The organism is Agrobacterium sp. SOY23 (assembly GCF_027212525.1).
Lineage (GTDB): Bacteria > Pseudomonadota > Alphaproteobacteria > Rhizobiales > Rhizobiaceae > Agrobacterium > Agrobacterium tumefaciens_I.
Genome location: NZ_JAPWDT010000003.1, coordinates 106,535 through 131,069, shown reverse-complemented (window position 1 = coordinate 131,069; position 24,535 = coordinate 106,535). Strand labels below are relative to the sequence as shown.

The window sequence follows — 24,535 nt, the reverse complement described above, 5'->3', positions numbered from 1 at the left end:
GTTATTATCCGCAACGCCCCGGAGTAGGACGCTCACGTTTGGGAGCCGTCATACGCCTTCATATTCCAGCGAGGCGCCGATCAGTTCGCGCGCATAGGCATGCGTCGCGCCATTGCCGGCGATGGCCTCGCGCGGCAGGATTTCGGTGATTTCACCGCGCAGCATCACCGCGAAGCGGTCGCACATGTGATCGACTACGGCGAGATCATGCGTCACCATGATATAGGTGAAGCCGCGCTCTTCGCGCAGGCGCTGCAACAGATTGAGAATTTCCGCCTGCACCGAAACGTCGAGCGCCGAGGTCGGCTCATCGAGCAGAAGCAGCGACGGTTCGAGGATCAGCGCCCTCGCAATCGCCACGCGCTGCCGCTGGCCGCCGGAAAGCTGATGCGGAAAGCGGTCCAGAAACGACACGGGCAGGCCGACATCGGTGATGACCTTGCGCATACGCTCTTCACGGTCGTCGAGCCTGTGGATCGCAAGCGATTCCGAAAGCACGGTGCGCACCGACTGGCGCGGATGCAGCGAACCATAGGGGTCCTGAAACACCATCTGCAGCGTGCGGCACCGCTCGATCAGCGGCATGTCACGCACCGACCTGCCGTCGATGAGGATGTCGCCCGTCCAGAAATCATTGAGCATGGAGACGCAGCGAAGCACGGTGGATTTGCCCGAGCCGCTTTCGCCGACCAGACCGAAACATTCGCCCGGCTCGACGCGGAAGGATACCGAAGGCAGCACTTTCAGCGCCGTATGGCCGCTGCCGAAGGTGATGGAGAGATCGCGGGTTTCGACGGAAACGGCCATTATACGTTCTCCTCCAGCCATTCGGGGCGGCGATCCAGCACCGCAAGCGGCGCGCGTGTGCCGCCGATACGCGGCTGCGCCGCCAGAAGGCCGCGCGTATAGGGATGCTGCGCCTGATCGAGATCACGCGCCGCCAGCGTTTCCACCACCCGGCCGGAATACATGATGAGCACCCGGTCGCAGAAATTCCGCACCAGATTAAGGTCGTGGCTGATCATGATGAGGCCGATGCCGCGATCACGCACCAGACCATCGAGAATATTCAGTACCTGCAACCGCACCGTCACATCCAGCGCCGAGGTCGGTTCATCGGCAATGACAAGATCGGGATCGGCAAGCAGCATCATCGCGATCATGACACGCTGGCCCATGCCGCCGGAGATTTCATGCGGATATTGCTCATAGACACGCTCCGCATCGCGGATTTTCACCGCATCGAGCATGGCCAGCGCCTTTTCCCGGGCTTCGGTCTTCGAAACCTTGAAGTGGCGCAGATAGGTTTCCGCCACCTGATCGCCGACACGGCGGATGGGATTGAGGGAGAATTTCGGATCCTGAAGGATCATCGACATGCGCCGGCCGCGAACCTTCAGCATCTCCTTCTCATCGAGGGAGAGAAGATCGAGGCCATCGAAATCCAGCCTGTCCGCAGTGATCGTCGCCGATGGCAGGAGGCGCAGCAGCGCGCGACCGACAGTGGATTTTCCCGAACCGCTTTCACCGACGATGCCGAGCCGTTCCCGGCCAAGCGTGAAGGAGATGCCGCGCACGGCCTCGGTGGGCGAGCCACCATAACGGATGCGAAGATTTTCGACGTCAAGGATTGGTTTTTCCATGGTCCTATCTCCGGTTCATCTGCTTCGGATCGAGCGCATCCCGCAACCCATCGCCTAAAAGGTTGAAGGCAAGGCTGACGGAGAGGATCGCGATGCCGGGGAAGGTCACCAGCCACCAACTGTCCAGCATGTAACGCCGGCCGGTGGCGATCATCGCCCCCCATTCCGGCAGCGGCGGCTGCGCGCCGAGACCGAGGAAACCGAGGCCGGCGGCGGTGAGGATGACGGTCGCCATGTTCAGCGTCAGGCGAATGAGAACCGATGGCAGGCACATGGGCATGATCGATTTGACGATGATGCGCAGCGGCGACGCCCCCTGAAGCCGTGCGGCGGCAATGTAATCCGCTTTGCGGAAGGTCATGGCTTCGGCGCGGGCAAGACGCGCGATCGGCGGCCAGGAGGTGAGCGCAATGGCGATGATCGCATTGTTGAGGCTCGGCCCGAGTGCTGCGACGAAGGCGAGCGACAGGATGAGGCTGGGGAAAGACAGGAAGATATCCGTGATGCGCATCATCACCGTATCGAACTTGCCGCCGAGATAACCGGATGCCGTGCCGACCAGAAGGCCGACGGGGCCAACGATGATTGATACCAGCGAGATGATGGTGAGCGTGATGCGTGCGCCCCAGAGAAGGCGGCTGTAGATATCGCGTCCCAGCTCATCCGTGCCGAAGACGTGGCCATTACCCGGCGCCTTCAGCGTGTTGGCGAGATCCTGCGCATAGGGGTCGTGCGTCGCAAGCCAGGGCGCGAAAATCGCGGCGATGACGAGGAGCAGCAGGACAGCCAGGCCGAAAGCCGATGTCGGGCTTTTCAGCAGAAAGACAATGATGTTCTTCAGCGCGTTCAGGGGCACCGGAAGGCGGAAGGAGGTTTCTGCACGAGCCGTCATCAGCGGGTCCTCGGATCGAAAAAGCGGTAGAGAATGTCGGACAGGAGATTGAGCCCGATGAAGATGACACCGACGATGAGCACGCAGGTCATCACGGCATTCATATCCCCAATGATAAGATTGCTGGTGAGATATTGCCCGAAACCCGGCCAGGCGAAGACGGTCTCAATAAGCACCGCCCCTTCCAGCAGCGAACCATAGGCAAGGGCGATGATGGTGACGAGCTGCACGCGGATATTGCCGAAAGCATGCAGCCACACCGTCTGCCGCTGCGACAGACCCTTGACGCGGGCGGTCGTCACATATTCCTGGCCGAGCTGGTCCAGCATGAAGCTGCGCGTCATGCGGGTGATATAGGCCGAGGAGGAATAACCGAGCAGGGCGGCGGGAAGGATGAGGTGGTTGATGGCCGACCAGAACACTTCCATATCGCCGGCAAGCAGGCTGTCGATCAGCAGAAAACCAGTCCGCTCCTCCACCAGACCGATATAGAACTGGTCCATGCGGCCGCCCCCGCCGACAAGGCCGAGATGGGCGTAAAAAACGATCAGCGCGATCATGCCGGTCCAGAAGATCGGCATGGAATGGCCGAACAGGCTGAGCACGCGCACCAGATGGTCCTGCCAGCGGTCTTTGTTCACGGCGGCATAAACGCCCATGGGAATGCCGAGGCCGGCGCCGATCAGGATGGCGAAGGTCGCAAGTTCCATCGTGGCCGGCATAACCCGGATGATATCCTCGATAACCGGACGGCCGGTGCGGATCGAGGTTCCGAAATCGCCGGTGAAGACATCACCGAGATAATAGATGAACTGCTGCCACAGCGGCCGATCGAAACCGAGCGCATGATAGACCTGTTCATAGGTTTCGCGGGTTGCGTCCTCGCCGACGATAGCCCGCACCGGATCGGCGGGCATCAGGCGACCGATAAAAAAGGTCAGCAGCAGCAATCCAAGCAGCGTAACCGCAATGCTTCCGATCTGGCCGGAGAGGCCATACAGCGAAAGGCGTCTTCTTGACATGATTCCTCCCTTGCCAGAGATCGACTGCGCAAGTGATGAAGGCACAATCCTGTCTGACAACTATTCGCAAGTTGTCACAGGTGTTGGAGGCTGTCAAGCATGTGCCGCCAAAATCGATAGTGCCAGTGGCAGCGAAATGCATGCACCGCGCTGTTTCGGGCCGCGGTTGCGGCACCCTTGTTTCACAGAAAAATCACCCGCATTGCCGCAAATCGAAAAGCCTGTATTCTCCCGCTTCACAAGAGGCGGACATGGAAGCTTGCGGCGATAATGTCAGCCACCTCGGGGGGGGAGGAAAATATGATCGACGTGACACTTCTGGCCTTTGCCGTGGTCGCCTTTATCGGCATTGCGACACCCGGCCCCACCGTTTTGCTCGCGCTTGCCAATGGCTCGAAATTCGGCGTGCGTCGCGCCATGATCGGCATGGCTGGCGCTGTCCTTTCCGATTTCGTCCTGATCGGCGCGGTTGCGCTGGGATTGGGGGCTCTCCTCGCCGCCTCGGAATTCTGGTTCGGCGTCGTCAAATGGGTGGGTGTTTGTTACCTGGTTTTCCTCGGCATCATGCTTTTGCGCTCAAGAGGAACGCTTGACGGCGCTCTTGGCTCGGCAGAAGTGAACGGGGCCGCATCGGCGCGCTCGATCTTTCTGAAAAGCTTTCTCGTCGCCGTGACCAACCCCAAGGGATATCTGTTCTTTTCAGCCTTCCTGCCGCAATTCATCGATCCCGCCGCGCCGCAAATCCAGCAATATGCCGTGCTTGCGCTGGTCTTTGCCGGCATCGATTTCATGGTGATGTTCGGATACGCGCTGCTGGGTGCGCAGGCGGTCAGGATTTTGCGCAAGTCCGGCGCCCTGTGGCTCGACCGCATCTGCGGCGGCGCGTTGCTGACGCTCGCCGCTTCCCTTGCCCTTTACCGACGGGCCAGCGCATAAGCCATTGCCGTTTCTGCTATTTCCGCCTCACTCGGCCGTGGTGCGGGAACGCAGGAGCACCTTGTAGCGTTCAAGACTGCCGCGCAGATGCGCCGCCATATGTTGACGCGCAGCATCCGCGTCCCCCTCGATGATGGCATCGACGATCCTCGCATGCTCCTCCTGGAGATGCAGATTGTAGTCCTTGGGACGCGATCCGGGTGCAGCACCCTGCAATTCGCCACGGGGAATGATGCCGGAGCGGATAAGCTGGAGAAACTCAGGAAACCGCCGGTTCTGGGTCGCCTGCGCAATGGCCAGGTGGAATTCGAAATCCGCGTCCCGCGTCGGCAAACCTGCGGAAAGACAGTCCCCCACGCGCCGATGCGCATCGACAATCGCTTCCACCTGCACGGCGGAACGGCGCGAGGCCGCAAGGCCGGCGGATTCGACCTCAAACACCGTGCGCAATTCCAGGAGTTCGATGACAGAGGAAATCCGCCCCACCGCCAGATCGTTGAAAGGCACTTCCTTGGCCGGTTTCGCCTCCACGGCAAAAACCCCTGCCCCCTTGCGGGCTTCCACCAGGCCATCGGCGCGAAGAATGGCGATGGCCTCGCGCACAACCGTGCGGCTAACGGAATATTCCCGCGTCAATTCGCTTTCGCTCGGAAGCCGGTCACCGGGGCGGAACACACCTTCCGCCAGATCCCGCCGCAAGGCCGAACTGATTTTCGCCGCAAGCGATACTTGCTTGGTGCTGCTTTCAACGTCCATTCCGGCCCACCTGTTTCAAACCTGTCTGGCATGTTAGCAAACACCCGCCACATTGCAAGGGCCAGCGTCGGCGTCGGCGCTGTCGAAGCCGCGGGTGAGGCTCAGGCAGCCGCCATGGCCGAGCTGCTGGAAAAGCGGCTTCTATATTCACCTGGCGAAAGCCCGAGAATGCGGTGAAACACGCGACGGAAGGCCGCCGCATCCTCATAACCCACCGACCAGGCGATCTGGTCGACCGAACGGCGGGTGAATTCCAGAAGTTCCCTCGCCTTGCCGACCCGCAGATGCTGGACATATTCGATGGGCTTCATGTTGGTCGCCGCCTTGAAGCGACGCAGGAAGGTTCGCTCCTCCAGCCCGGCATGGCCGGCCATGTCGGTCACACTCGTCGCACGCCCGGCACGTGCCTGCAACCAGTGCTGCACTTTCAGGATCGGCTCGTCGCCATGCGTCAGCCTCGGTGCGAAACTGCTATAATGGCGCTGTTCCCGCCCGGAAGGGTCGATCAGCAGGAATTTACCGGTCTCGATCATGACCGAAGGGCCGAGCAGCCGGTCGACAATGCGCAGGCCAAGATCGGTCCATGCCATCAGCCCGCCGGCGGTGATGATGTCGCCGTCTTCGATGACGATCTTGTCTATTTCCAGCCGCACATCGGGAAAACGCTCGCGAAACCGTTCGGCAAACAGCCAGTGGGTCGTGGCCGGGCGGGTGGCCAGAAGCCCGGTCGCGGCGATCATGAAGGAGCCGCCGCAACTGGCGGCCAGCGTCGCGCCCTGCGCATGCCTGTCCAGCAGCCAGCGGGCATAAGGCTCGGCCTCCTCGATTTCGGCGGGTCCGGTCAAACGGCCGGGCACAACGAAGATATCGGGCTGCCCCGGACCTGGATCGGTATCATGACAGCGGGAGAATTCACCGCCCTCGCCCATGCTCCAGTGGCTGACCCGCAATTTCGGCCCGCCGCGATCCTGCGAAAATACCGATGCGATGGCGAAAAGATCGGTAATGCCATGCACCATGGCCACCTGACAGTCCCGATAGAGAACCAGACCGACTTCCAGCGCACTTCCCGTTACACCCGCCATGCCCATTCCCCTGTTTTGTCAGTTTTGGCTCGTTTTCTGTCAGAAGCGCCAATCCAGCCCCGGCTGCCTCCAGAGTATCTCTATTCCCACGGGACGCAAGCAAGCTCCCTGCAACAGGAGAGAGAGCCATGACAACGATCACCACCAGAGACGGAACACATATCTTCTACAAGGACTGGGGCCCGAAGGACGGCCAGCCCATCATCTTTTCCCATGGCTGGCCGCTCAGCGCCGATACCTGGGATGCGCAGATGGTGTTCTTCGCCAATCACGGTTTCCGCACCATCGCCCATGATCGCCGCAGCCATGGCCGCTCCGATCAGGTCTGGCACAACAATACCATGGATCAATATGCCGACGACCTGGCAGAGCTGATCGAACAGCTCGATCTTCACGACATTATTCTGGTCGGCCATTCCACCGGCGGTGGCGAAGTCACCCGTTATGTTGGCCGCCACGGCACGGCCCGCGTTGCCAAGATCGCCCTCATCGGTGCGGTGCCACCGCTGATGCTGAAGACGGAAAGCAATACAATCGGCCTGCCGATCGATGTCTTCGATGGCATCCGCAAGGGCACCTATGACAATCGCAGCCAGTTCTTCAAGGACCTGACCATTCCCTTCTACGGCTACAACCGCGAAGGTGCGGTGATTTCGGAAGGCATTCGTGAGGAATTCTGGCGGGAGGGCATGATGGGCGGTCTCAAGGGCCAGCTCGACAGCATTCGCGCCTTCTCGGAAAGCGATTTTCACCAGGACCTGAAGGCCTTCGACAAGCCGACGCTGGTGCTGCATGGCGATGACGACCAGATCGTGCCGGTCGGCGCTTCAGCGCTCTCCACGGTCAAGATCGTCAAACACGCCGTCCTCAAAATCTACGAGGGCGCCGACCATGGCCTGACGCAAACCCATCAGGACCGGTTCAACGCTGACCTCCTCACCTTCATCAACGCCTGAAACCAAGAGATAGCGGAGCCAAGGACATGACACAGAATACGTTTCTCATCACCGGCGCATCCGATGGTATCGGTGCCGTTTATGCCGAACGCCTCGCAAGGCGCGGCCACGATCTCATCCTCGTGGCGCGGCGCGCCGAGAAGCTGAAGGCATTGGCAGCGCAGTTGGAAAAGGACCACGGCATCGCTGTCGAGGTTCTCAGTGCCGATCTTTCCAGGGCGGAGGACCTCGAAAAGGTCGAGGCCCGGCTGCGCGACGACCGGCACATCACCGGCCTTGTCAACAACGCCGGCATTGCCGGGGAAGGTGGGATCACGGCGCTGGACCCGGCCTATGTGACGACGATGATCAACCTCAACATTCTTGCCGTCACCCGGCTTGCGGCGGCCATCGCGCCCCGCCTTGCCGTCGAAGGCAAAGGTACGATCATCAACATCACCTCGGTCACGGCACTGATGCCGGCGGCGTTTACCGCCGTCTATCCGGCCACAAAGGCCTTCGTGCTCGCCTTCACCGAGGCGCTGCAGGCGCAACTTTCGCCTTCCGGCGTGCGGGTTCAGGCCGTCCTGCCCGGCATCACCCGCACGGCAATCTGGGAAGAGGAAAGGCTCGAGGCCATTCCGGCGGCTATGGTCATGGATGTTCACGAGATGGTGGATGCGGCCCTTGCCGGCCTCGATCTTGGCGAGACGCTGACCATTCCTTCCCTGCCGGATACGGCCGATCTCGAAAATTTCCTTGCAGCGCGCGCGGCGTTGAGGCCCAATCTGTCGCATGCACTTGCCGCCAGCCGGTATCGTGCAGGCAAAACCGAATAGAGGGACGTATCATGATCCTTGGACTGACCATTCCCCAATTCACGGCACTGCATGTGGGCCTGAGCTTCATCGGCATTGCAACCGGACTGATCGCCCTGCCCGCTTATGCGGCGGGGCGGTGGATGCCGCGCATGATGGCGGTTTTTCTCGTCACCACGCTCGCCACCACACTCACCGGCTTCCTGTTTCCCATCGGGAATTTCACCCCGGCACTTGGTGTCGGCATCATCTCGACCCTCGTTCTGGCGATCGCGCTGGTCGCGCTTTACGGATATGGCCTCAACGGCAGGGCGCGCATCATTTATACGATCACCGCCACGATCAGCCTTTATCTCAACATGTTCGTGCTGATCGTTCAGGCCTTCCTCAAGGTCGAAACCCTCAACAACCTTGCCCCGAACGGCAACGAACCGCCCTTCGTCGTCGCCCAGACGGTCCTGCTTATTGCGGCAATCTGTCTTGGCTGGAAGGCCACCCGCCGCAGGCTGGCCGTCTGAAGCACGCCGGAATTCGCGCCGGCTTCCGGGAAAACGCCTTGTGCCAGAATAGTTTCGGGCACAAGGCGTCTTTGCGTGCCAGGCAGAAGGCCATTCGGCACAAAACGCTCTCCACCCCTTGCGGGAAAACAATATACATTATATAATATTATATATTAATTTACAACAACAGGAGATGCTGATGAATGCCGTGAAGATCAACGAGCATCTGACAGTCGCGGGCCAGCCGGCGATTGCCGATTTCCCATCGCTCTCCGCTCAGGGCTTTAAAAGCATCATCAATGCCCGACCCGATGGCGAAGAGCCCGACCAACCGGGCAATGCGCAGGAAAAAAGCGCCGCCGGCGCTGCCGATATGGATTACGGCTTCATCCCGGTCAGTGGCCCCACCATCACCGAGGCCGATATCCGCGCCTTTCAGCAGAAGATGGCCGAGGCCAAAGGTCCCGTTTTCGCTCATTGCAAGGGCGGCACCCGGGCATTGACGCTTTATGTTCTCGGCGAAGCGCTCGACGGGCGCGTGCAGCCGGAGGATATCGAGGCTTTCGGCAAGACACATGGTTTTGACCTTTCCGGCGCCACGCGCTGGCTGGCACGGCGGGCCGCGGCCGTGCCACACGTCAAGGCATTCTTCGATCCACGCACCTGGAGCGTGCAATATGTCGTTTCCGACCCCGCGACCGGCGGCTGCGCCATCATCGATCCGGTTTATGATTTCGATGAAAAATCCGGCGCGACCGGAACGATGAATGCCGATGCCATTCTGGATTATGTGAAGAGCCGGGGGCTTTCGGTGGAATGGATACTCGATACCCATCCCCATGCCGACCATTTTTCCGCCGCCCATTATCTGAAGCAGAAGACTGGCGCAAAGACGGCCATCGGCGCCAGGGTCACGGGCGTGCAGAAGCTCTGGCAGGAAAAATACAATTGGCCTGATCTCGAGACCGACGGTTCGCAATGGGACCGGTTGTTCGAGGCCGGCGATCGGTTCAGCATCGGTTCGCTGGAGGCCCGCGTGCTGTTTTCACCCGGCCATACGCTGGCTTCCGTGACCTATGTGGTGGGTGATGCCGCCTTTGTGCACGATACGCTTTTCATGCCGGACTCCGGCACCGCTCGCGCCGATTTCCCGGGTGGCAGCGCCAGAGAGCTTTGGGCATCGCTTCAGGACATTCTCGCCCTTCCCGACGATACACGGCTTTTCACCGGCCATGATTATCAGCCCGGCGGCCGCGCCCCGAAATGGGAAAGCACGGTGGGCGAACAAAAGCGCAGCAATCCGCATCTGGCCGGCATGACGGAGGAGGGCTTCATCCGTCTCAGGGAAGCGCGGGATCGCACACTGCCCATGCCGAAGCTCATTCTCCACGCCCTGCAGGTCAATATTCGCGGCGGCCGCCTGCCGGAGCCGGAGGCGAACGGCAAGCGCTATCTGAAATTCCCGCTCGATGTGCTGGAGGGCAGCATATGGTGAGGGAGAACACGCTGGAAAAAGCACCGCATGTCAGCGAAATTCCCCTTCCCGCCATGGAAGAGCGCGCCGTCGAAGTTGCTATACTTTTAAAGACGCTGGCCCATCCCGCCCGGCTGATGCTCGCCTGCACGCTGGCGCAGGGGGAATTTTCCGTCGGCGAATTGGAAGCCAAGCTGGATATCCGCCAGCCGACGCTCTCCCAGCAACTCGGTGTGTTGCGGGAAGCCGGCGTCGTCGAAACGCGGCGCGAGGCCAAACAAATCTTCTACCGGCTGGCGGAAGACAAGGCGGCGCGGCTGATAGAGGCTCTTTATGCCATTTTCTGCGCGCCGGAGGAAAACCCATGACGCTCTACTGGCCTTCTCTTTTCGGCGGCATGCTGCTCGGTCTCGCCAGCATTCTGCTGTTCCTGTTCAACGGCCGCATCGCCGGCATCAGCGGCATTCTGGGCAAGGCGCTCGGCAGGGAGCGGCGCCTGGCCGATCTCGCTTTCGTGGTCGGCTTGCTGGCCGGACCTTACCTTTATGCCGTCGCCTTCGGCCGGCTTCCCGCCGTCACCATGGCAACGTCATGGCCGCTGGTCGTCATTGCCGGGCTATTGGTGGGTTTCGGCACACGCATGGGCTCCGGTTGCACATCCGGTCACGGCATCATGGGGCTGGCGCGATTTTCCCACCGCTCGATCGCCGCCACGGCGACCTTCCTGATCACCGGCATTTGTGCCGCAACGATAATGGGAGCCCTGTCATGAAACATCCGGTCATGGCGCGCCTTATCCTGGCGCTCGCCGCCGGGGCGCTGTTCGGCTTCGGCCTCTCGCTCTCCGGCATGGTCGATCCGGCCCGCGTTTCAGGTTTTCTCGATGTGGCGAGCGGCCATTGGGATCCGAGCCTGATCTTCGTTCTCGGCGGCGCGATCATGGTGGCCGTGCCGGGCGTCCTGCTCAGCCGTTTGCTAACCAGACCGATCCTCGCCGAAGATTTCAGCCTGCCCGCGAAAACCCGCATCGACCGGCCGCTCATCGTCGGTTCGGCGATTTTCGGCCTGGGCTGGGGGCTTGCCGGTTTCTGCCCCGGCCCGGCACTCTCGGCTTTCGCCCTAGGGCTTATGCCCGTCATCCTCTTCGTCTGCGCCATGATCGCCGGCATGCTCGTTCACGACCGGCTCTACGCAAAAGAGCCATAACGCCGACGCTTGCTCGATGGACAAAACGAACGGTCGCGCGGGCAAAACATCCGCGCGACCGCGTTTGATTACAGGTCGATCAGGCTCTTGCCCGTCATTTCCGGGGGCAACGGCACATTCATCAATTGCAGCAGGGTGGGCGCCACATCGGCGAGAATGCCGTCATGCACCTTTGCGCCTTCCGGGCCACCAAACAGGATGACCGGTACCGGGTTGGTCGTGTGGGCCGTGTGCGGGCCGCCGGTGACGGGGTCGACCATGGTTTCGCAATTGCCGTGGTCGGCAATCACCAGCATCGCGCCGCCCACTTTCTCCAGAGCGGCAACGACCGCAGCAAGCCCGCGATCCACGGCTTCGCAGGCCTTGATCGCCGCCTGCAGATCGCCAGTATGGCCGACCATGTCAGGATTGGCGTAATTGGTGACAATCAGGTCATAACCCTTGCCGATCACCTCGACGAATTTTTCCGTGACCTCGGCAGCGCTCATTTCCGGCTGCAGGTCATAGGTCGCGACCTTTGGCGATTTCGGCATGAAGCGGTCTTCACCCACTTCCGGCTCTTCCTTGCCACCATTCAGGAAGAAGGTGACATGCGGATATTTTTCCGTTTCGGCGAGGCGGAACTGCGTGAGCCCCTGCTTCGCCACCCAGGCGCCGAGCGTATTGACGATATCGCGCTTGGGGTAAGCCGTTGTCATGAAATCATTGTGGCGAGTGGAATATTCCACCATGCCCAGCAGCGCCGAAAGGACGGGCTTTTCACGCGCAAAACCGTCAAAATCATTCGCGCCGATGGCGAGCAGGATTTCACGCGCACGGTCGGCGCGGAAATTCAGGCAGAACAGCCCATCACCGGCCTTGAACCCTTCATAACCATCGATCACCGTCGGCAGGATGAATTCATCGGTGACGTTGTTTTTATAGCTCTGCGCAACGGCACTCACCGCATCCCGCGCGTGTTCGCCTTTCGCCAGAACCATGGCATCATAGGCTTTCTCGACACGCTCCCAGCGATTGTCGCGGTCCATCGCATAATAACGGCCGATCACCGTGCCGATGCTTGCCCCCTGCGGCAGGCTTGCCACCAGTGCCGCCACAAAATCTTCAGCCGATTGCGGCGCGACATCACGGCCATCGGTGATGGCATGCACGATAACTTTCAGCCCATGGCTGATCATCAGCCTCACCGCCGCCTGGCCGTGAAGAATATGGCCATGGACGCCGCCATCGGACACGACACACATCAGATGCGCCACGCCGCCCGCAGCCTTTACCTTGGCAGCGAAATCGAGCATCGCGGCATTGCGGAAAAAGCTGCCATCCTCGATTGCCAGATCGATCTGGCCGAGATCCATCGCGACGATGCGGCCGGCGCCGATATTGGTGTGGCCGACTTCGGAATTGCCCATCTGCCCGGTGGGCAGACCGACTTTCGGGCCGAATGTGGTCAGCCTCGCATTCGGGCAGGTGGCGAAAAGCCGGTCCATGGTGGGCGTGTTCGCCAGCACCGGCGCATTGCTGGATGTATCCTCACTCAGCCCCCAGCCATCGAGAATAGTCAGGACAACGGGTTTGGGAGTGCGCATGGGAGGACCTTCTTCATTCGGTTGCCGGCGGACAGCGGACCGCCGGGCACCGGAGCGCCCTCGTCCGCCACTATGATCATGATGAGAAAACATGCTTCTCGTTCTTCTCTTCTATACCCGAAGATGACGAACGCAAGCCTATACCGACAGCGAAACAGTTCCATGAAGGTCGAAAACGACCATCATCCGCTCGATGCTCCACCTCCCCCATTCCTGTGTTTGTCACGGGAATGAGGGCATTAAGCGCATCGATCAAGAACGGCCTCTCACTCGATGAAAATCAGCGCCGGCTTCTCCAGCAACGCCTTGACGGCCTGAATGAAGACCGCCGCATCCCAGCCATCGACGACCCGGTGATCGAAGCTCGACGACAGGTTCATCATCTTGCGCGGCACGAAACGCGTGCCGTCCCAGACCGGCCGCGTCACGATCTTGTTGACACCGATGATCGCCACCTCCGGATGGTTGATGATCGGCGTCGAAACGACACCGCCCAAAGCGCCCAGCGAACTGATGGTGATGGTGGAGCCCATCAATTCTTCCCTATGGGCTGTGCCGGTGCGGGCGGCTTCCGCGACGCGCGCAACCTCCTCCGCACAGTCCCAGAGACCGAGCGTTTCCGTGTGGCGCACGACCGGAACCGTCAGGCCCGCCGGCGTTTGCGTGGCGATGCCGATATGAACCGCTTCATAGTGGCTGACGATGCCCTTGTCGTCATCGAAGGTGGCATTCATGCCGGGATGATCGGCCACGGCTTTCACCAGCGCCCGCATCAAAAACGGCAGGATCGTCAGCTTCGGCTGTCCGGAACGGCGGTTGCCGTTCATCGTCGCGCGCAGATCCTCCAGATCCGTCACGTCGATTTCCTCGACATAGGTGATGTGGGGAATCCGGGAAGCGGAAAGCACCATCTTCTCGGCGATCTTGCGCCGCAGCCCCGTTACCTTCACTTCCTCGACCGCGCTATCGTGGGACACGATAGTCTCGGGACGTTCGGGCCGGCCCCGCACGGTTAAAAACCCGTCGAGATCCGCATGGGTGACATGGCCGTCCGGCCCGGTCCCCTTGACCTTGGTGAGATCGATATCGAGATCGTCGGCGCGCTGGCGGACGGCGGGGGATGCCAGCGGTTTATGGTGCAGCTCCGCTGCGGGCGTCGGCGGGGCCTTCTCGGCCGGGCGCGCCGCCGGCTGGGTTTCAACGGGTGGCGGCGCGTCCGTCATGTCGGCGGGCGCTTCCGCTTCCGGCATCTGGGTAGGGGCTTCCGCCTCCGGCACGCTGCCATTGAGAACGACGGCCGCGGCAGCGGCATCGGTTTCGATACGGACCAGCGGTGCTTTGACCGGCACCGTGTTTCCGACCGTCACGGCCAGCCAGGTGACGACACCCGCCACCGGCGAGGGGATTTCCACCGTCGCCTTGTCCGTCATCACCGCGGCGAGCACCATGTCTTCGTGGACGATATCGCCCGGTTTGACGTTCCATTCCACCAGTTCGGCTTCCGCCACACCTTCACCGACATCAGGCATGGTAAGAACATATTCCGCCATGATCAGGCCTCCATGACTTCGACAAGGGCACGCCCGACGCGGGCGGGTCCCGGAAAATAGTCCCATTCCTGCGCATGGGGATAAGGCGTATCCCAACCCGCGACGCGGACGACGGGAGCCTCGAGGTGATAAAAACAATGTTCCTGCACCAGCGACACGACTTCCGCCCCGAAGCCGGAGGTCAGTGTCGCCTCGTGCACCATGACACAACGGCCGGTCTTGGAGACGGACTTCACGATGGTATCGAGATCGAGCGGCAGCAGGCTGCGCAGGTCGATGATCTCGGCGTCCACGCCGGTCTCTTCCGCCGCAGCCAGCGCCACATGCACCATGGTGCCATAAGCGATGACGGTGACATCGTTTCCCGGGCGGCGGATTTCAGCCTTGCCGATGGGGATGGTGTAGTGCCCTTCCGGCACCTCGCCCATCTCGTGTTTGGACCAGGGCGTGACCGGCCGGTCGTGATGGCCGTCGAAAGGGCCGTTATAAAGCCGCTTCGGCTCCAGGAACATCACGGGATCCGGGTCTTCGATGGAGGCGATCAGCAGCCCCTTGGCATCATAGGGGTTGGAGGGAACCACCACCTTCAGCCCGCAGACATGGGTAAAAAGCGCCTCCGGGCTCTGGCTATGCGTCTGCCCGCCAAAAATGCCGCCGCCGGTCGGCATTCTGAGAACGATAGGGCAGGTGAAATCGCCGTTGGAGCGATAACGGATGCGCGCCGCCTCCTGGGTGATCTGGTCATAAGCGGGATACATATAATCGGCGAACTGGATTTCGACACAGGGGCGCAGCCCATAAGCGGCCATGCCGATGGCCGCGCCGACAATGCCGGATTCACTGATCGGCGCGTCGAAACAGCGGGTCTTGCCATATTTCCCCTGCAGCCCCTGCGTGGCGCGGAAGACGCCGCCGAAATAACCCACGTCCTCGCCGAACACCACGACATCGTCGCTGCGTTCCATGGAGACATCCATGGCGCTGCGGACGGCTTCGATCATCGTCATTCTTGTCATGTCTTACCACCCTGCCTTCTGGCGCTGGCGGGCGAGATGCGGCGGCATCTCGGCGTAGACGCCCTCGAAAATATCCTTTTTCGGCGGCTTGCCACCCTCATGCAGCGTGCCGTGGCTTTCCGCCTCGCGTTGCGCTTCCAGCACCTCGTCAGCAATTTCCGCCTCCGCCTGCCGGTGCCGTTCCTCCGACCAGACACCGCGCAGGATGAGGTGTTTCTTGAGCCTCAGGACCGGATCGCCCAAAGGCCATGCCTCGGACTCGGTCTTGGGCCGGTAAGCGCTCGGATCATCGGAGGTGGAATGGGCACCGACACGGTAGGTGACATATTCGATCAGCGTCGGCCCGAGATTGCGGCGCGCCCGCTCCACCGCCCAGCGGGCCACGGCATAAACGGCGAGATAATCATTGCCATCGACCCGAAGCGCCGGAATGCCGAAACCAAGCCCGCGTGCTGCAAAAGTGCCGGAACCACCACGCGCAATGCCCTGAAAGGTGGAAATGGCCCATTGGTTGTTGACGATATTAAGAACGACCGGAGCCTTGTAGGTGGAGGCGAAGACCATCGCCGAGTGAAAATCCGACTCCGCCGTCGAACCGTCGCCGATCCAGGCGGCCGCGATCTTCGTATCGCCCTTGATGGCTGAGGCCATCGCCCAGCCGACCGCCTGCACATATTGCGTGGCAAGGTTGCCGGAGACGGTGAAGAAGCCATGTTCCTTCGAGGAATAAAGCACCGGCAATTGCCGCCCATGCAGCGGGTCGAGCTCGTTGGAATAGATCTGGTTCATCATGGTGACGAGCGGATAATCATCGGCGATCAAAAGACCCGCCTGCCGGTAGGTCGGGAAATTCATGTCCCCCTTGGAGAGCGCCTTGCGGAAGGCGCAACTGACAGCCTCTTCTCCCAGATGCTGCATGTAAAACGAGGTCTTGCCCTGCCGCTGCGCCATCAACATGCGGGCATCGAAAGCCCGAAGCCGCATCATGTTTTTCAGGCCGACCAGCAAATCCTCATCCGAAAGCAGCCCCGCCCATGGCCCCACAGCCTCGCCCTGATGATTGAGCACGCGGATGATCGAATAGGCGAGATCGCGCATGCTTTCCGGCGCTGCATCCACATCGGGGCGCGGCACGGAACCGGCCTTGGGTATCTTCACATTGGAGAAATCCGGCTCCCCGCCGGGCCGCACCGCAGGTTCCGGAACATGCAGGCTGAGATGTGGCGTTTCGGTTATATCCATTCTACTCCTCCCGTCACGATCTCCTCCAGACCGTGAAACAACTCTCAAAGGTTCCGCGCGATCACCATCCGCTGGACATCGCTGGTTCCCTCGTAAATCTGGCAGATGCGCACATCGCGATAGATCCGCTCCACCGGATAATCCGCCATGTAGCCGTAACCGCCGTGAATCTGGATGGCGTCCGAGCAGACGCGCTCGGCCATTTCGGACGCAAAGAGCTTCGCCATAGAGGCTTCCGAAAGACAGGGCTCGCCCGCCTCCTTCAACGCCGCCGCATGCAGCACCAGTTGCCGCGCTGCCTCAATACGCGTCGCCATATCCGCCAGCCGGAACGCTACCGCCTGATGTTCGATGATTGCCTGACCGAAAGCCTTGCGCTCGCGGGCATAATCCCGTGCCACCTCGAAAGCGGCCTGTGCCATGCCGACGGCCTGCGCGGCGATGCCGATGCGGCCACCTTCCAGATTGGCAAGCGCGATACGATAACCCTGCCCCTCTTCGCCAAGCCGCAGTTCGGCTGGAACGGCCATGTCGGTAAAGGCGATCTGGCAGGTATCGGACGAATGCAGACCAAGTTTTTCCTCGACCCTTATGACCTCGTAACCGGGCGTATCCGTCGGCACGATGAAAGCGCTAATGCCCTTCTTGCCCGCCGCTGCATCGGTAACGGCGAAAACGATGACGACATCACCGTTCTTGCCTGAAGTGATGAACTGCTTCGCGCCGTCGAGAATATAGCGGTCGCCATCCCGCCGCGCCCGGGTCTTGAGATTGGAAGCATCGGAACCGGCCTGCGGTTCTGTCAGCGCAAAACCGCCGATCCATTCGCCGGAGGCCAGTTTCGGCAGGAAGCGTTGCTTCTGGTCTTCGGTGCCGAATTTCAGGATCGGCACGCAGCCGACCGAATTATGCACGCTCATGATGGTGGAACAGGCGCCGTCACCGGCGGCGATTTCCTCCAGCGCCAGGGCATAAGCAACGGCACCGGTTTCCGACCCGCCATAGTCCTCGGAAACCAGCATGCCGAGGAAACCGAGTTCGCCCATTTCCTTCAATTCGTCTTTCGGGAACCGGCTTTCCCGGTCACGCGCAGCAGCGCCGGGGGCGAGCCTTTCCCGGGCGAAATCACGGGCCATGTCCCTGATCTGCTGCTGGGCTTCGTTCAGGATCATCGCCGCCTCCCCTTAATGCCGCTCGATGCCGAGCGCGGTTGCTTCGCCGCCGCCGATGCAGACGGCGGCCACGCCGCGTTTCAGCCCATGACGTTGCAGGGCGGCCAGCAATGTGACGACGATCCTTGCGCCGGAAGCGCCGATCGGATGGCCAAGCGCGCAGGCGCCGCCATGCACATTCACCTTCTCATGCGGCAGATCGAGATCGCGCATCGCCGCCATGGCCACCACGGCAAAGGCCTCGTTGATTTCGAACAGATCGACATCCTTCGCCGCCCAGCCGGTCTTATCGAACAGCTTCTTCATCGCGCCGATGGGAGCCGTTGGATATCCGGCGGGTGCATCCGCATGGGAGGCCTGACCGATAATGGTTGCCAGTGGTGAAAGGCCGCGCTTTTCCGCTTCGGAGCGGCGCATGAGAACGAGAGCGGCCGCACCATCGGAAATGGAACTGGAATTGGCCGCCGTCACCGTTCCGCCATCGCGAAAGGCGGGCTTCAGCTGCGGTATTTTTTCAGGCTTCGCCTTGCCCGGCTGCTCGTCTACGGAAATATCGCCGACGGGCGTGATTTCCGCGTCGAAGGCACCTTCTGTTATGGCGCGCCGCGCCCGTTCCAGTGAGGCGAGTGCAAAATCATCCTGCATGGCACGGGTAAATTGGTAGGCTTCAGCACAATCCTCCGCGAACGTGCCCATCAGCCGGCCCTTTTCATAGGCGTCTTCGAGGCCGTCGAGAAACATGTGATCGGTGAGCTTGCCGTGGCCGAGACGATAGCCGTTGCGGGCGCGGTCCAGCAGATAGGGCGCGTTGCTCATGCTTTCCATGCCGCCCGCAAGCACGATGGAAGAGCTTCCCGCTGCAATCTGGTCGTGCGCCAGCATGATCGCCTTCATGCCCGAGCCGCACATCTTGTTGACGGTTGTCGCGCCGATCGAATTGGGAATGCCGGCGGCAATGGCCGCCTGCCTGGCCGGAGCTTGCCCCTGTCCGGCCGTGAGCACACAGCCCATCAGCACATCCTCGATGTCGGAAAACGGAACCTCGGCCCTTTCGACGGCTGCACGGATCGCCGCCGCCCCGAGATCGGGCGCGGCCACCGATTTGAATTCGCCCTGGAACCCACCCATAGCAGTACGGGCAGCCCCGACGATCACGACAGGGTCATGCACAGCCAAATTCACCTCCCTTTAGTCGCCCTCCCGCTTGAGAAAACGACCATCGCCGCGATCTCCTCCAGACCGCGACTGATGTGAACGCTATCACTATCTCGAATTCATTTCAAAGCTATTTTGATTGACAGTTTTTTGATTGGCGATATCTTTGATCCAACAAATAGTCATATCATAGAGCAAATGATCCATGATTGAGCTCGACAGTTTCGACCGGAAGATTCTGCATGTGCTCGGCGATGACGGGCGGGTGAGCTGGCGCGATCTCGCGGCCCGCATCGGCCTTTCCTTCACGCCGACGCTGCGGCGTGTGCGCAAGCTGGAAGAGGAAGGCATCATTCGCGGTTATACCGCCGTGTTCGATGAGAACCGGCTGCTCGGCAATATGGGCGTCTTCATCTCCGTCACGCTGGAACGGCAGATCAAGGAAGCGCTGACGACCTTCGAGCACCATGTCGCCTCCATTCCCGAAGTGGTGGGCGGTTACCAGACGAGCGGCAGTTCCGATTACCTGATCCACGCCATGGTTCGGGATCTGCCGCATTATCAGGAGCTTCTGGATTTTCTGACCACGGTTCCCGGCGTGTCGCGCATCCAGTCCAATTTTGCCATCAAGACATTCGTGCGCCGTTCCGCCGCCTTCACCGGAGGTGACGCGCCATAATCATGGGTTGCCGGCGCGGAGGAGGCGCCGGCTGCTGACAAAAGGGACGGTAGCTGTTGCCGTCCGGAGGAGGAGACGCGATGAGTTTGAACCTCGCCGCCATTTTCGATGCCGATCTCGGTCCGGAAATCGCAGCATTGCGCGACAGCGCAAGAGCATTCGCCGACGATAAAATTGCCCCGCTGGCCGCCGAAATCGACCGCGATGACCGGTTCCCACGAAAGCTCTGGCCGGAAATGGGCCAGCTCGGCCTGCATGGCATCACCGTATCGGAGGAATTCGGCGGTGCCGACATGGGTTATCTCGCCCATTGCGTGGCGATGGAGGAGATGAGCCGGGCTTCCGCTTCCATCGGCCTTTCCTATGGCGCTCATTCCAATCTCTGCATCAACCAGATTTATCGCTGGGGAACGCAAGAACAGAAAAGCAGATATCTGCCAAAGCTCATTTCGGGCGAACATGTCGGCTCGCTCGCCATGAGCGAGACGGAAGCCGGGTCGGATGTCGTGTCGATGCGGCTGAAAGCGGAACGCAGGGGCGACCGCTATGTGCTGAACGGCGCGAAAATGTGGATCACCAATGGCCACGAGGCCGATACGCTGGTGGTCTATGCCAAGACGGATCCCTCTGTCGGCCCACGCGGTATCACCGCCTTTCTGATCGAAAAGGGCTTCAAGGGGTTTCGCCCGGCCCAGAAACTCGACAAGCTCGGCATGCGCGGCTCGCCCACCTCGGAACTGGTGTTCGAGGATTGCGAGGTGCCGGAGGAAAACATTCTCGGACGTCTCAATGATGGCGTGACGGTGCTGATGAGCGGGCTGGATTACGAGCGTGCCGTACTGGCCGCCGGCCCTGTTGGCATCATGCAGGCGGCAATCGATCTGGTTTTGCCCTATGCCCGCGAACGCAAGCAGTTCGGCAAGCCAATCGGCGAATTCCAGCTGGTGCAGGGCAAGCTTGCCGATATCTATTCGGCCATGAATGCGTCGCGCGCCTATGTCTATGCCGTGGCGCGGGCCTGCGACAATGGCCGTATCACGAGACAGGACGCGGCGGGCGCGATTTTGTTTGCCGCCGAGCGGGCGACACAGGTGGCGCTGGATGCGATCCAGCTTCTTGGCGGCTCCGGCTACGTCAATGAAAGCCCGGCCGGACGGCTGCTGCGCGACGCCAAGCTTTATGAAATCGGCGCAGGCACCAGCGAAATCCGCCGGATGCTGATCGGCCGCGAACTCGTCAAGGGCAACGGGTGAGGAATGCGATGAAGCTTACATCCAGTCTGAACCGCGATCCAACCTTTGCCGCCAATGTGGAATTCATGTCGGATCTGGTGGATGACCTGCGGCAGCACGTCGAAAAAATCTCCAGAGGCGGCGGCGAAAAGGCCCGCGAACGGCATCTTTCCCGCGGCAAATTGCTGGCGCGCGACCGCATCGAAGCACTTCTCGATTCCGGCAGTCCATTCCTCGAATTTTCGCAATTTGCAGCTTACGACGTCTATGACGAACCCGTTCCTGCCGCCGGCATCGTCACCGGCATCGGTCGGGTCTCGGGCCGCGAGTGCGTGATCGTCGCCAATGATGCGACGGTGAAGGGCGGAACCTATTATCCGCTGACGGTGAAGAAGCATCTGCGTGCGCAGGAGATCGCCACGGAGAACCGCCTGCCCTGCATTTACCTCGTGGATTCCGGCGGCGCGAACCTGCCCAATCAGGACGAAGTCTTTCCCGACCGGGATCATTTCGGCCGTATCTTCTATAATCAGGCCAATATGTCCGCCGCCGGCATTGCCCAGATCGCCGTGGTGATGGGCAGTTGCACCGCGGGCGGGGCCTATGTGCCGGCCATGAGCGATCAGTCCGTCATCGTCAAAAATCAGGGCACGATCTTTCTCGGTGGCCCACCGCTGGTGAAGGCAGCGACCGGCGAGGTGGTGAGCGCGGAGGATCTCGGCGGCGCGGATGTGCATTCCCGCCAATCCGGCGTTACCGATCATTATGCCCGCGACGACCGCCACGCGCTGGCGCTGACCCGGCGGATCGTCTCCACCCTCAACCGCCGCAAACAGGTGCAGCTGGATATCCGCGAACCGGCAGAACCGCTTTACCCGCCCGACGAGCTTTACGGCATCGTTCCCGCCGATACGCGAAAACCCTTCGAGGTGCGGGAAATCATCGCGCGTCTGGTCGACGGTTCGGAATTCGATGAGTTCAAGGCACTTTACGGCACAACGCTGGTCTGTGGTTTCGCCCATATTCACGGCTATCCCGTCGGCATCATCGCCAATAATGGCATTCTCTTTTCGGAATCGGCGCTGAAGGGCGCGCATTTCATCGAACTCTGCTGCCAGCGCGGCATTCCGCTGGTATTCCTGCAGAACATCACTGGCTTCATGGTCGGCAAGGCCTATGAGGCGGGTGGCATCGCCAAGGATGGTGCCAAGCTCGTCACTGCCGTCGCATCGGCAAAAGTGCCGAAATTCACCGTCATCATCGGCGGCTCTTTCGGGGCCGGCAATTACGGCATGTGCGGCCGCGCCTACTCACCGCGCTTCCTGTGGATGTGGCCGAATGCCCGCATTTCCGTCATGGGCGGCGAACAGGCCGCCTCGGTTCTTGCGCAGATCCGCCGCGACGGCATCGAGGCTGATGGCCGCCACTGGTCGAAGGAAGGCGAAGAGGCGTTCAAGCAGCCGATCCGGGAAAAATACGAACGGGAAGGCCATCCCTATTATGCCAGCGCGAGACTCTGGGATGACGGCATCATCGATCCGAAAGATACCCGTCTGGTGCTCGGCCTTGGTCTTTCCGCCGCGCTTAACGCACCGATAGAACCCACCCGTTTTGGCATATTCAGGATGTGAGGCGACGATGTTCTCGAAAATACTGATCGCCAACAGGGGCGAAATCGCCTGCCGCATCATCCGCACCGCCGCCAAGATGGGCATCCGCACAGTGGCGGTCTATTCGGATGCCGACCGAAACGCCATGCATGTGGCGCTGGCCGATGAGGCCATCGGCATCGGCCCCGCGCCGGCGCGGGCCTCCTATCTCGATGCGGAAAAAATCATCGCGGCGGCAAAAACAACCGGCGCGGAGGCGATCCATCCGGGTTACGGCTTTCTCTCCGAGAACGCCGCTTTCGCCGAAGCCTGTGCCGCCGCAGGGTTCGTTTTCATCGGCCCGCCGCCACAAGCAATCCGCGCCATGGGCGGAAAGAGCGAGGCGAAGGCGCTGATGGCGAAGGCTGGCGTTCCCGTCGTGCCGGGTTATCACGGCGATGAGCAGGCGGAGAAACGGCTGGCAAGCGAGGCCGACAAGATCGGTTATCCGGTGCTGCTCAAGGCGTCTGCCGGCGGCGGCGGCAAGGGCATGCGTGTCGTCCGGCAGAAGAGCGGCTTTGCGGCGGAGCTTGTCGGTGCCAAACGCGAAGCGCTGGCCGCCTTCGGCAATGACCGCATGCTGATCGAAAAATATCTGGAGCGGCCACGCCATGTGGAAGTGCAGGTCTTTGCCGATGGCCATGGCACCTGTGTTTCGCTTTTCGAGCGCGACTGCTCGATCCAGCGCCGGCACCAGAAGGTGATAGAGGAGGCCCCCGCCCCCGGCCTGCCGGACGGGCTTCGGCAGCGCATGTATGAGGCAGCGGTCGCCGCCGCCCGCGCCATCGATTATCGCGGCGCGGGAACGGTGGAATTCCTGCTCGACCCGTCCGGCGATTTCTATTTCATGGAAATGAATACCAGGCTTCAGGTCGAACATCCGGTGACGGAATATATTACCGGCCTCGATCTGGTCGAATGGCAGATCCGTGTCGCCAATGGCGAAGCGCTGCCGGAAGACTGGGCCGACCTCCGCATCAATGGCCACGCCATCGAGGCCCGCATCTATGCCGAAGACCCGGCACATGATTTCCTGCCGTCTATCGGCACGGTCAGCCATCTCGTCTTTCCGGATGAAAGCCCTCATATCAGGATAGACAGCGGCATTCGTGCCGGCGACGCCATCACCGTGCATTACGATCCGATGATCGCCAAGCTGATCGTCTGGGACACGGACCGCCCCTCCGCCGTGCGACGGCTGCGGCTCGCGCTGGAAAAACTGGCGATCTGCGGCGTGACCAGCAATGCCGCCTTCCTGACGCGGCTTGCCGGGCTCGATGCCTTTGCCGCCGCCGATCTCGATACCGGCTTCATAACCCGCAACGAGGCAGCGCTTTTTGCCTCCGCCGCCACGGATGAGAACCGGATCGCCATGGCCGCGCTCGGCCTGCTGCTGTCGCGGCGGAAAACCGGCAATATCCATTCCCGACCACCGGCCGATCCCCATAGCCCATGGAACACCACCAACGCCTTTCGCCTCAACGCACCGGCGCGGGAGAACCTGCATTTTATATTCGATCACCAGCCGCACGAGGTCCGGGTCTCGCATGAGGCGGACGGTTTTTCACTGGAGATCGGCGCGCGGACCATCCGCGCCTGTGGCAAGCTCTCGGACGACGGTGAATTACAGGCGACCGTGGGCGACGGGAAAAGGCAGGGCCATTTCTTTGCCGAAGGTAACAGCCACGCGCTTTTTCTGGGTGGCGAGCACTATCGCATCAGCCAGCCGGACCCCGTCGATATTGCGGATTCCTCCACTCATACCGGTGGTCTGGAAGCGCCCATGCCCGGCGTCATCCGCGCATTGCTGAGCGAGAACGGAGCGGCGGTTGAAGCCGGCGCGGCGCTGGTGGTGATGGAGGCGATGAAAATGGAGCACACGATCCGCGCGCCGGCGAAAGGCATCGTCACTGCCATCAATTGCGCCGAAGGCGATATGGTCGCGGCTGGCGCGGTGCTGGTGGATTTCGAGCCGGAGGGCGCATGA

At 61.2% G+C, this 24,535-nt stretch carries 24 protein-coding genes; 12 read left to right on the top strand and 12 right to left on the bottom strand.

Annotation, left to right across the window (positions count from 1 at the left end; translation table 11 throughout):
• Positions 1 to 48: 48 nt before the first annotated feature.
• The 4 genes from O3S81_RS09520 to O3S81_RS09505 are packed head-to-tail and all read right to left on the bottom strand — an operon-like array spanning position 49 to position 3,557.
• Positions 49 to 807, bottom strand: a complete 759-nt coding sequence (locus O3S81_RS09520; protein WP_269342662.1) for an ABC transporter ATP-binding protein — start codon at positions 805 to 807, stop codon at positions 49 to 51.
• A complete protein-coding gene (locus O3S81_RS09515) occupies positions 807 to 1,643 on the bottom strand; it encodes an ABC transporter ATP-binding protein (RefSeq protein ID WP_269342661.1) in 837 nt (278 codons plus the stop codon). The genes O3S81_RS09520 and O3S81_RS09515 overlap by 1 nt, the downstream gene beginning before the upstream one ends.
• Before the next feature lie 4 nt (positions 1,644 to 1,647).
• On the bottom strand, positions 1,648 to 2,535 hold the full coding sequence (locus O3S81_RS09510) for an ABC transporter permease (protein WP_269342659.1): 888 nt from the start codon (positions 2,533 to 2,535) through the stop codon (positions 1,648 to 1,650).
• Positions 2,535 to 3,557 carry an ABC transporter permease gene (locus O3S81_RS09505; RefSeq protein ID WP_080829574.1) on the bottom strand — a complete coding sequence of 341 codons (1,023 nt, stop codon included), beginning with the start codon at positions 3,555 to 3,557 and terminating at the stop codon, positions 2,535 to 2,537. Before O3S81_RS09505 ends, O3S81_RS09510 begins: the two co-directional genes overlap by 1 nt.
• Before the next feature lie 300 nt (positions 3,558 to 3,857).
• Here O3S81_RS09505 and O3S81_RS09500 point away from each other — a divergent pair, with 300 nt between their 5' ends.
• Positions 3,858 to 4,493, top strand: a complete 636-nt coding sequence (locus tag O3S81_RS09500; protein WP_269342657.1) for a LysE family translocator — start codon at positions 3,858 to 3,860, stop codon at positions 4,491 to 4,493.
• Positions 4,494 to 4,520: 27 nt separating this feature from the next.
• Here O3S81_RS09500 and O3S81_RS09495 read toward each other — a convergent pair whose 3' ends face one another.
• Complete coding sequence (locus O3S81_RS09495) at positions 4,521 to 5,249, bottom strand: FadR/GntR family transcriptional regulator (RefSeq protein WP_269342655.1); 729 nt, start codon at positions 5,247 to 5,249, stop codon at positions 4,521 to 4,523.
• A 101-nt stretch (positions 5,250 to 5,350) separates the two neighbouring features.
• Positions 5,351 to 6,334 (bottom strand): GlxA family transcriptional regulator, encoded by a 984-nt coding sequence (locus O3S81_RS09490; protein ID WP_269342653.1) that lies wholly within the window; start codon positions 6,332 to 6,334, stop codon positions 5,351 to 5,353.
• 128 nt (positions 6,335 to 6,462) lie between these two features.
• Here O3S81_RS09490 and O3S81_RS09485 point away from each other — a divergent pair, with 128 nt between their 5' ends.
• From O3S81_RS09485 to O3S81_RS09455, 7 genes are all read left to right on the top strand, one after another.
• Positions 6,463 to 7,290, top strand: a complete 828-nt coding sequence (locus O3S81_RS09485; protein WP_269342651.1) for an alpha/beta fold hydrolase — start codon at positions 6,463 to 6,465, stop codon at positions 7,288 to 7,290.
• 26 nt (positions 7,291 to 7,316) lie between these two features.
• Positions 7,317 to 8,108: an SDR family NAD(P)-dependent oxidoreductase gene (locus tag O3S81_RS09480; protein WP_269342649.1), complete on the top strand. Its 792-nt coding sequence runs from the start codon at positions 7,317 to 7,319 to the stop codon at positions 8,106 to 8,108.
• An 11-nt stretch (positions 8,109 to 8,119) separates the two neighbouring features.
• The gene (locus O3S81_RS09475) at positions 8,120 to 8,605 is read left to right on the top strand and encodes a hypothetical protein (protein ID WP_269342646.1); all 486 of its coding nucleotides are present in this window, start codon (positions 8,120 to 8,122) and stop codon (positions 8,603 to 8,605) included.
• Positions 8,606 to 8,786: 181 nt separating this feature from the next.
• On the top strand, positions 8,787 to 10,082 hold the full coding sequence (gene blh / locus O3S81_RS09470) for a bifunctional sulfur transferase/dioxygenase Blh (protein ID WP_269342644.1): 1,296 nt from the start codon (positions 8,787 to 8,789) through the stop codon (positions 10,080 to 10,082).
• Complete coding sequence (bigR, locus tag O3S81_RS09465; RefSeq protein WP_269342642.1) at positions 10,076 to 10,429, top strand: sulfite-sensing transcriptional repressor BigR; 354 nt, start codon at positions 10,076 to 10,078, stop codon at positions 10,427 to 10,429. Before blh ends, bigR begins: the two co-directional genes overlap by 7 nt.
• A complete protein-coding gene (locus O3S81_RS09460) occupies positions 10,426 to 10,833 on the top strand; it encodes a YeeE/YedE family protein (protein WP_269342641.1) in 408 nt (135 codons plus the stop codon). Before bigR ends, O3S81_RS09460 begins: the two co-directional genes overlap by 4 nt.
• Positions 10,830 to 11,267 (top strand): YeeE/YedE family protein, encoded by a 438-nt coding sequence (locus O3S81_RS09455; RefSeq protein WP_269342640.1) that lies wholly within the window; start codon positions 10,830 to 10,832, stop codon positions 11,265 to 11,267. Before O3S81_RS09460 ends, O3S81_RS09455 begins: the two co-directional genes overlap by 4 nt.
• 68 nt (positions 11,268 to 11,335) lie before the next feature.
• Here the strand turns inward: O3S81_RS09455 and gpmI are convergent, their stop codons facing one another.
• From gpmI to O3S81_RS09425, 6 genes are all read right to left on the bottom strand, one after another.
• On the bottom strand, positions 11,336 to 12,853 hold the full coding sequence (gpmI, locus tag O3S81_RS09450; protein WP_269342639.1) for a 2,3-bisphosphoglycerate-independent phosphoglycerate mutase: 1,518 nt from the start codon (positions 12,851 to 12,853) through the stop codon (positions 11,336 to 11,338).
• Positions 12,854 to 13,119: 266 nt separating this feature from the next.
• On the bottom strand, positions 13,120 to 14,403 hold the full coding sequence (locus tag O3S81_RS09445) for a dihydrolipoamide acetyltransferase family protein (RefSeq protein WP_269342637.1): 1,284 nt from the start codon (positions 14,401 to 14,403) through the stop codon (positions 13,120 to 13,122).
• Positions 14,404 to 14,405: 2 nt separating this feature from the next.
• Positions 14,406 to 15,419, bottom strand: coding sequence for an alpha-ketoacid dehydrogenase subunit beta (locus O3S81_RS09440; RefSeq protein ID WP_269342635.1), 1,014 nt, complete (start codon positions 15,417 to 15,419; stop codon positions 14,406 to 14,408).
• Between the two features lie 3 nt (positions 15,420 to 15,422).
• Positions 15,423 to 16,661, bottom strand: coding sequence for a 3-methyl-2-oxobutanoate dehydrogenase (2-methylpropanoyl-transferring) subunit alpha (locus O3S81_RS09435; RefSeq protein ID WP_269342633.1), 1,239 nt, complete (start codon positions 16,659 to 16,661; stop codon positions 15,423 to 15,425).
• Positions 16,662 to 16,705: 44 nt separating this feature from the next.
• On the bottom strand, positions 16,706 to 17,833 hold the full coding sequence (locus tag O3S81_RS09430) for an acyl-CoA dehydrogenase family protein (protein WP_269342631.1): 1,128 nt from the start codon (positions 17,831 to 17,833) through the stop codon (positions 16,706 to 16,708).
• A gap of 12 nt (positions 17,834 to 17,845) precedes the next feature.
• Positions 17,846 to 18,961, bottom strand: a complete 1,116-nt coding sequence (locus O3S81_RS09425) for an acetyl-CoA C-acyltransferase (RefSeq protein WP_269343495.1) — start codon at positions 18,959 to 18,961, stop codon at positions 17,846 to 17,848.
• A gap of 232 nt (positions 18,962 to 19,193) precedes the next feature.
• Here O3S81_RS09425 and O3S81_RS09420 point away from each other — a divergent pair, with 232 nt between their 5' ends.
• The 4 genes from O3S81_RS09420 (at position 19,194) to O3S81_RS09405 (ending at position 24,535) form a co-directional block, all read left to right on the top strand.
• Positions 19,194 to 19,667 (top strand): Lrp/AsnC family transcriptional regulator, encoded by a 474-nt coding sequence (locus O3S81_RS09420; RefSeq protein ID WP_035221263.1) that lies wholly within the window; start codon positions 19,194 to 19,196, stop codon positions 19,665 to 19,667.
• A gap of 80 nt (positions 19,668 to 19,747) precedes the next feature.
• Entirely contained in the window at positions 19,748 to 20,920 is a 1,173-nt protein-coding gene (locus O3S81_RS09415; RefSeq protein WP_269342629.1) for an isovaleryl-CoA dehydrogenase, read from the top strand.
• A gap of 8 nt (positions 20,921 to 20,928) precedes the next feature.
• The gene (locus O3S81_RS09410; RefSeq protein ID WP_269342627.1) at positions 20,929 to 22,530 is read left to right on the top strand and encodes a carboxyl transferase domain-containing protein; all 1,602 of its coding nucleotides are present in this window, start codon (positions 20,929 to 20,931) and stop codon (positions 22,528 to 22,530) included.
• Positions 22,531 to 22,537: 7 nt separating this feature from the next.
• The gene (locus tag O3S81_RS09405; RefSeq protein WP_269342626.1) at positions 22,538 to 24,535 is read left to right on the top strand and encodes an acetyl/propionyl/methylcrotonyl-CoA carboxylase subunit alpha; all 1,998 of its coding nucleotides are present in this window, start codon (positions 22,538 to 22,540) and stop codon (positions 24,533 to 24,535) included.